The following is a 5,338-nucleotide window of genomic DNA, read 5'->3' as shown; positions in this document are numbered from 1 at the left end:
CCGTAGGTTTTAGCCAGAACGGTGGTGATAGCAGCAGTCAGGGTAGTTTTACCGTGGTCAACGTGGCCGATAGTACCAACGTTGACGTGCGGTTTGGAACGTTCAAATTTTTCTTTAGACATCGCTTGTCCCTCTAAGACACGGATTAATCGGTGATATCACCACATCAACCAGGCATTGCCTGAATCGTTGAATTTTAATGCACAGAGAAGAAGCAGGGAGGGAGATTTTGAAAGTGGTGCTGATACCCAGAGTCGAACTGGGGACCTCACCCTTACCAAGGGTGCGCTCTACCAACTGAGCCATATCAGCACGGCTTGGAGCGGGCAGCGGGAATCGAACCCGCATCATCAGCTTGGAAGGCTGAGGTAATAGCCATTATACGATGCCCGCATCCTGGAACTCGGCTACCTGTTCTGTCTGTAGCTTGTGAACAACAGGAAAAAGCTTTCCTGCTACTCGAGTCAACAAGCATTTGCCTGCTAACTTTGACTGCGCTTGAGCTCAGTCGGAAATCTTGATGAACATACTCCTAGAGAGTAGCCATCGTTGCAGATAGACGATTTCTTGTCTTTCTGCTTTCGACTCAAAACTGAGAATCGAAATGGTGGTGGGGGAAGGATTCGAACCTTCGAAGTCGATGACGGCAGATTTACAGTCTGCTCCCTTTGGCCGCTCGGGAACCCCACCTGGGGTACTTGATGGTGCCGGCTACCGGAATCGAACTGGTGACCTACTGATTACAAGTCAGTTGCTCTACCAACTGAGCTAAGCCGGCATCAAGTGGTGCGCATTCTAGGAAGACCCGGCGCATGATGCAACAAAAATATTGCGATAAATGTTCTTATGCTCACTATTTGTGCAAAACCTCGCAAATTGGCCGTTAAATACAATAAATCAGTTCAATTAAGCAGCAAGAGGTTCTGTTTTTTGCTCCATTCGCATGGCCCACTAACAGAATATTTCAGTGCTTCTTTTTTAAAATTACCGACGATTTTTTCTCACTGAATGCACCAGCATGCCGCATCCGCACATTTTGTGTGCAATCTTACTGTTACTGGTTCGATGGGATGCGCCTGAATTCGCTATCTGCAGGCTGGAACATATTTTGCTTATCTTTAATGAACTAACCAGACCTATACCCCAGAGGAGGACTCGCATGAAAATAATGATGCTCACTGCCGCCACCCTGCCGGTTTATCGCAGTCAGTTAGCCGAATTGTTAATGGATGCTGTTGCTCACAATGCTCTGACTGACTATCAGCCCATCCAAAATCGTGAAGAGGCGGCCAGCTACTTCCATAGCCTGCGTGATGGATTAGCAAAGGGAGAAAGACTGCTCTGGGTGGCCTGCGACCAGAACGGTGTTGTGGCATGCATACAATTGGAAATATGCGCACGCCCGGATGGCCGTAATCGCGCGGAAGTCCAGCAGCTGCTGGTTCATAGCAGGGCCAGGCGCAAAGGTGCAGGAAAACGGCTCCTCGCGGTGCTGGAACAGGAAGCAATACATCGTCAGCGCGGCCTGCTTTATCTCGATACGTTGGCGGGTACCCCCGCAGAGGCATTTTATCGCTCCCAGGGCTACAGTTGTCTGGGCGAGCTTCCAGATTATGCCTGCTTAGCTGAAGGCTATTACTGCCCAGCTGTGATTTATTACAAACGCCTGTTTCGGGTTAATCAGGTTGTGCGTCCGATTGCCAGTTAAAGTTATCATTTATGCGGGTGAGCTTGCGTTTGCACCCGCTGTACATCTTTTTTCCTTCTTATTGCTGCCCTTCTGATGTTAACCTCCTGCCCATTGTGTTCTGATTTAGCCCTCAGTACTAAAGCCTGTCTCCGAGTATTTCTCGTTGAAATAATATGGCTAACACACTGAAGGATAAACGATTGCTGGCAGAAGCATGTATATGAGCAAAAAAGATTCATTGTTAACTACGCCCTATTTGCAATTCAACCGTACTCAGTGGGCTGCGCTGCGCGATTCCGTGCCAATGACCCTGTCAGAGGATGAAATTGCCCAGTTAAAAGGGATTAACGAAGATCTCTCCATAGAAGAAGTTGCCGAGATCTACCTGCCGCTCTCTCGACTGCTGAATTTTTATATCAGTTCCAATTTGGGGCGTCAGGCAGTTCTTGAGAAGTTTTTGGGTACAAAAGGACAGAAAGTTCCCTATATTATTAGTATTGCAGGCAGCGTTGCAGTTGGTAAAAGTACCACAGCTCGCGTGTTACAGGCGCTTCTCAGCCGCTGGCCTGAGCACCGTAAAGTGGAATTGATCACCACTGATGGATTCTTACATCCTAATGCAGTCCTTAAAGAACGGGACCTGATGAAGAAGAAGGGTTTCCCTCTTTCTTACGATATGCACAGGCTGGTTAATTTTGTTTCAGAATTAAAATCTGGTGCTGCGCAGGTAACCGCTCCGGTCTACTCCCATCTTATTTATGATGTCATCCCGGACGGCGATAAGATCGTGCAGCAGCCCGATATTCTTATTCTGGAAGGGCTGAATGTACTGCAAAGTGGGATGGATTATCCGCACGACCCTCATCATGTCTTTGTGTCTGACTTTGTTGATTTCTCTATTTATGTCGATGCACCTGAGGATTTATTGGAACACTGGTACATCAATCGTTTCCTGAAATTCCGCCAGGGTGCATTTAGCGACCCGGACTCTTATTTCCATCATTATTCGCAACTTCCCGAGGAAGAAGCGGTAGGTATCGCCACACAGTTATGGAAAGAAATTAATCACTTAAATTTAAAAGAAAATATATTACCGACTCGTGAACGTGCCAGCCTGATTATGACCAAAAGCTTTGGCCATGCGGTCGATTTGGTAAGATTAAGAAAGTAAAAAAGGGGCAGTTAATGCCCCTTTTTATCCATTAAACGCTCAATGATTTGCTAAAGAATGATTCAGAGACGTGGTTGTTTTTAATGTTGTGGTCTCAATGAAATCTCACCGCCAACCCAAGATTTTTTGACACCATCCTGTTCAAGAATGAGCCCACCCTGCTGATCGATACCTCGCGCAATACCGAATATTTCCCGGTCGCCAATCAGTAATTTAACCGGCCGATCGATAAAGTTATCCAGTCTGGCCCAGCGCCCCACAAATGGCGTCAAGCCATCTTGCTCAAACTGAGCAAGCGCAGAACGCAACTTATTGACAATTCTTGCAGATAAAGCGTTTCGATTGACGGTGACTCCCGCCTCCTGCAGATTTATCCATCCCTGATTTATCGCTTCTGCGGCCGGTGCGCGCATCCCCAGATTAATCCCGGCACCGATCACGATTTGCGCTGCATCGCCTGTTTTACCTGTAAGTTCGACCAAAATGCCCGCAAGTTTACGATCTTCGAGATAAATATCATTTGGCCATTTGACACGAACATTAGCAGCGCCGAGTTCCTGTAGGGCTTCGGCCAATACGATACCAATGACCAGGCTAAGGCCCATGGCGGCTGCAGGCCCCTGTTCAAGACGCCAGTACATGGATAAGTAGAGATTCACACCGAAAGGTGAGATCCACTGCCTACCTCGCCGGCCCCTGCCTGCCTGTTGGTACTCGGCAACACAGGCGTCTCCTGACTGCAGACGGTCCATACGATCCAATAAATATTGGTTGGTGGAGTCAATAACCGGAATGACGGCCAGGCGTCCGTTATCTAACTGGGCATTAATTTCGTCTTCGTTGAGTAATTGCATCGAAGAAGACAGGCTGTAACCTTTGCCCGTGACGGTGAAAACATCAATACCCCATTCTTTCAGCGTCTGGATATGTTTATTGATGGCAGCACGACTCATCCCCAACTGTTCCCCGAGCTGCTCGCCGGAGTGAAACTCGCCGTTAGCGAGGATAGAAACCAGCTTCAAAGGTACGGTATTATCTTTCATGCGAGTGCCTCCACTGCATTTATCTCGCCACTACTGGCAATAAACCGGACTTCAGGCTCAAGCCAGACATTAAATTTAGACGCTACCCGCTGGCGTACGATACGGGCCAGTTCGATGATGTCTTTCCCTGTCGCATCCTCACAATTTATCAGCACCAGAGCCTGCTTTTCATGTACAGCAGCCCCTCCCTGACGGAATCCTTTGAGTTCACATTGATCGATTAGCCAGCCAGCAGCCAGCTTCACCTCGCCGCTTACCTGCGGATAGAGCGGTATAGCTGGGTAGTGTTGCTGTAACTCAGCAGCAACCTTTGAACTGACTAATGGGTTTTTAAAGAAGCTACCCGCATTTCCTGTCACTTTAGGGTCAGGTAACTTACTGCGGCGCATATGGCATACCGAGTCAAAAACCTGACGTGGAGTGACCGTCTTTGGGTCCAGGTCTCGCAGGTCACCGTAGCTCAGTACCGGTTTCCAGACCTTTGGCAGGAGCAACCCAACAGCAACAATGGCAAAACCATCGCGGTACTGATGCTTAAAAATGCTGTCTCTGTAACCAAACTGACACTGTGCAGCCGTTAGCCTTAAGATGTGGCCATTGGCCAGGTTTATGACGTCAACATACGCACAAAGCTGTTCAAATTCGACACCATAGGCCCCAATATTTTGGATCGGTGCCGATCCTGCACAGCCGGGAATTAACGCCAGATTTTCTAATCCAGGCAGGCCCTTATCAAGCATCATCTCAACCAGCTGATGCCAGTTTTCTCCAGCGCCTATATGCAGCAGCCATGCGTCATTTTGCTCCTGGATCTCTATACCTTTAAGCCGATTAATAATCACCTGGCCAGAGAAATTCTCAATAAACAGCACATTACTGCCTTCTCCGAGTAATAACGTGGGCTCTTTTTTCCATTGGCTTAACTGCCAGGACTGGCATAACTGTTCTGCATTTTCAGCAACCGTAATAACAGCTGCTGCTGCTTCAAGAGAAAATGTATTCCAGGGTTTCAGAGAATTTTTCTGGCGGGACATATGACAGCCTTTACGAATTTAACTAACTGTAGTGTAACCGATCGACAGGAGGTGGGTTTAGGATTTTCTGGGGGCGACCACTATTCAAACATACGCTGGCAACCAAAATGAAAACATATTTTTTTACAAAATTCATGACTTCTTGTGCATGATTTTTAAGCGAGAGAGGAATGTAGATGCTTTAAAAGCCCATGTAATCATTCATTACAGGATGAACAGAGGCAAGAGCTGGATAGCATTACAGAGAACGTAGACCACTGGATTATAAAAGGGTCACTTCAGGCGGGATTCTGAACGGCGTAAACGCAAAAAGGCCATCCGTAAGGATGGCCTTCTGCTTTATTTGATGCCTGGCAGTTCCCTACTCTCGCATGGGGAGGCCCCACACTACCATCGGCGC

At 47.8% G+C, this 5,338-nt stretch carries 5 protein-coding genes and 4 tRNA genes; 2 read left to right on the top strand and 7 right to left on the bottom strand.

Translation table 11 applies throughout. The features are described from left to right. From OMR58_RS25905 to OMR58_RS25885, 5 genes are all read right to left on the bottom strand, one after another. Window positions 1–122, bottom strand: a 122-nt coding sequence (locus OMR58_RS25905; RefSeq protein ID WP_004957728.1) for a GTP-binding protein, incomplete at its 3' end; no start/stop codon positions are given. A 114-nt stretch (window positions 123–236) separates the two neighbouring features. Then, window positions 237–312 (bottom strand) — tRNA-Thr (locus OMR58_RS25900). Between the two features lie 6 nt (window positions 313–318). Then, window positions 319–393, bottom strand: a tRNA-Gly gene (locus OMR58_RS25895). A 212-nt stretch (window positions 394–605) separates the two neighbouring features. Then, window positions 606–690, bottom strand: a tRNA-Tyr gene (locus OMR58_RS25890). Between the two features lie 12 nt (window positions 691–702). Next, window positions 703–778, bottom strand: a tRNA-Thr gene (locus OMR58_RS25885). A gap of 381 nt (window positions 779–1,159) precedes the next feature. On the opposite strand from OMR58_RS25885, the gene OMR58_RS25880 reads away from it, so the two are divergent. Both OMR58_RS25880 and coaA read left to right on the top strand, forming a co-directional pair. Then, on the top strand, window positions 1,160–1,708 hold the full coding sequence (locus OMR58_RS25880) for a GNAT family N-acetyltransferase (protein WP_264547327.1): 549 nt from the start codon (window positions 1,160–1,162) through the stop codon (window positions 1,706–1,708). Between the two features lie 202 nt (window positions 1,709–1,910). Beyond that, window positions 1,911–2,861 carry a type I pantothenate kinase gene (gene coaA, locus OMR58_RS25875; protein ID WP_105595817.1) on the top strand — a complete coding sequence of 317 codons (951 nt, stop codon included), beginning with the start codon at window positions 1,911–1,913 and terminating at the stop codon, window positions 2,859–2,861. 80 nt (window positions 2,862–2,941) lie between these two features. Here the strand turns inward: coaA and birA are convergent, their stop codons facing one another. Both birA and murB read right to left on the bottom strand, forming a co-directional pair. Continuing rightward, window positions 2,942–3,904, bottom strand: a complete 963-nt coding sequence (gene birA, locus OMR58_RS25870; RefSeq protein ID WP_200563894.1) for a bifunctional biotin--[acetyl-CoA-carboxylase] ligase/biotin operon repressor BirA — start codon at window positions 3,902–3,904, stop codon at window positions 2,942–2,944. Next, a complete protein-coding gene (gene murB / locus OMR58_RS25865) occupies window positions 3,901–4,938 on the bottom strand; it encodes a UDP-N-acetylmuramate dehydrogenase (RefSeq protein WP_200563896.1) in 1,038 nt (345 codons plus the stop codon). Before murB ends, birA begins: the two co-directional genes overlap by 4 nt. Window positions 4,939–5,338: the final 400 nt, after the last annotated feature.

The sequence above is a fragment of the Erwinia sp. INIA01 genome, assembly GCF_025947915.1.
GTDB classification, from domain to species: domain Bacteria; phylum Pseudomonadota; class Gammaproteobacteria; order Enterobacterales; family Enterobacteriaceae; genus Erwinia; species Erwinia coffeiphila.
This window is presented reverse-complemented; position numbering and strand designations above follow the sequence as displayed.

Coding starts and splice junctions, on each gene's coding strand:
- OMR58_RS25880 (WP_264547327.1), top strand. CDS start 1,160: ATGAAAATAATGATGCTCACTGCCGCCACCCTGCCGGTTTATCGCAGT.
- coaA (WP_105595817.1), top strand. CDS start 1,911: ATGAGCAAAAAAGATTCATTGTTAACTACGCCCTATTTGCAATTCAAC.
- birA (WP_200563894.1), bottom strand. CDS start 3,904: ATGAAAGATAATACCGTACCTTTGAAGCTGGTTTCTATCCTCGCTAAC.
- murB (WP_200563896.1), bottom strand. CDS start 4,938: ATGTCCCGCCAGAAAAATTCTCTGAAACCCTGGAATACATTTTCTCTT.